At 72.1% G+C, this 1358-nt stretch carries 2 protein-coding genes; both read left to right on the top strand.

The genetic code is table 11. The annotated features are described in order from the left end of the window. Positions 1-363 (top strand): carboxyvinyltransferase (locus tag AC5RV2_RS18005; protein WP_494093461.1); only part of this gene is annotated, 363 nt, incomplete at its 5' end. Positions 364-365: 2 nt separating this feature from the next. Next, on the top strand, positions 366-1358 hold a 993-nt coding region (rsgA, locus tag AC5RV2_RS18000), incomplete at its 3' end, for a ribosome small subunit-dependent GTPase A (protein WP_494093460.1).

The raw sequence follows: 1358 nt of genomic DNA, 5'->3' as shown, positions 1-1358 counted from the left end.
GCGCCGACCGCGGCAGCGCTGTGCGCGTTGGCCGACGGCGAGTCCCGCCTGAGCGGCATTGCCCACCTGCGCGGCCATGAGACGGACCGCTTGGCGGCTCTGGTGGCGGAAATCAACCGGCTGGGGGGCGACGCCGAGGAGACGGAGGACGGTCTGTTGATCCGGCCGAAGCCGCTGCACGGCGGCCTGTTCCATTCCTACGAAGACCACCGCATGGCGACTGCCGGCGCCATCCTCGGCTTGGCCGTGCCCGGCGTGGAGGTCGAGGACATCGGCACCACGGCGAAGACGATGCCCGAGTTTCCGCAGCTGTGGCAGGACATGTTCACCGTTGCCCCGGCCGCCTCGGCCAGCGAGGGCTGACGGTGTCGCGCAGCACCGGCAGCTGGGACGAATCGGATGTGCGCATCCGCCCGAACAAGCGCGGTTCCCGTCCGCGCACCAAGGACCGCCCGGCCCACGAGGACGCGGAACTCGGGCGGATCGTCACCGTCGACCGCGGCCGCTACACCGCCGTCGTCGATGAAGACACTGCCCGCGAGCGCATCGTCGTCGCGGCCCGGGCCCGCGAGCTGCGCCGCACCCCGGTGGTCACCGGAGACTTCGTGGCCCTGGTCGGCGATGTCTCCGGCGAACCCGACAGCCTCGCCCGGCTGGTCCGGGTGGAGGAACGGCGCACCCTGCTGCGCCGCAGTGCCGACGACACCGATCCGGTTGAACGTGCGGTGGTGGCCAACGCCGACCAGCTCGTCATCGTGGTGGCGGCGGCAAACCCCGAACCCCGCACCGGGTTCATCGACCGGGCGCTGGTGGCCGCGTACGACGCCGGGATCCGCCCGCTGCTCTGCGTCACCAAGGCCGACCTGAAGGACCCCGCCGAGCTGCTGTCCAATTACGAGCACCTGGAGCTGCCGGCGATCGTCAGCCGCACCGCAGCTGCCGACGCCCTCGGCGTGGACACCCGCTCCGACGAGGGCCTGTCCGCGCGGCTCGATACCGAGGCCGTGGCCGCGCTGCGCGGTTATCTCGACGGCAAGGTCACCGTTACCCTCGGCCACTCGGGCGTCGGCAAGTCCACCATGGTCAATGCGCTCACCGGAGCCCAGCGCGCCACCGGCGGAGTCAACGCCGTCACCGGGCGCGGCCGGCACACGTCGTCGTCGGCCCTGGCGCTGAAGGTCCAGGACTCGCCCGCCGGCACCTGGATCATCGACACCCCGGGCATCCGTTCCTTCGGTCTGGCCTATGTGGACCCCGACCGGATCCTGTCCGCCTTCCCCGACCTGGAGCCCGGCACCGCCGACTGTCCGCGCGGCTGCAAGCACGACGCCGCCGCCGTGGGCTGCGGGCTGGACCCC

Source organism: Arthrobacter sp. Y3225116, from assembly GCF_059091245.1.
The sequence above is the reverse complement of the archived record's forward strand: the minus strand, read 5'-3'. Positions and strand labels throughout refer to the sequence as shown.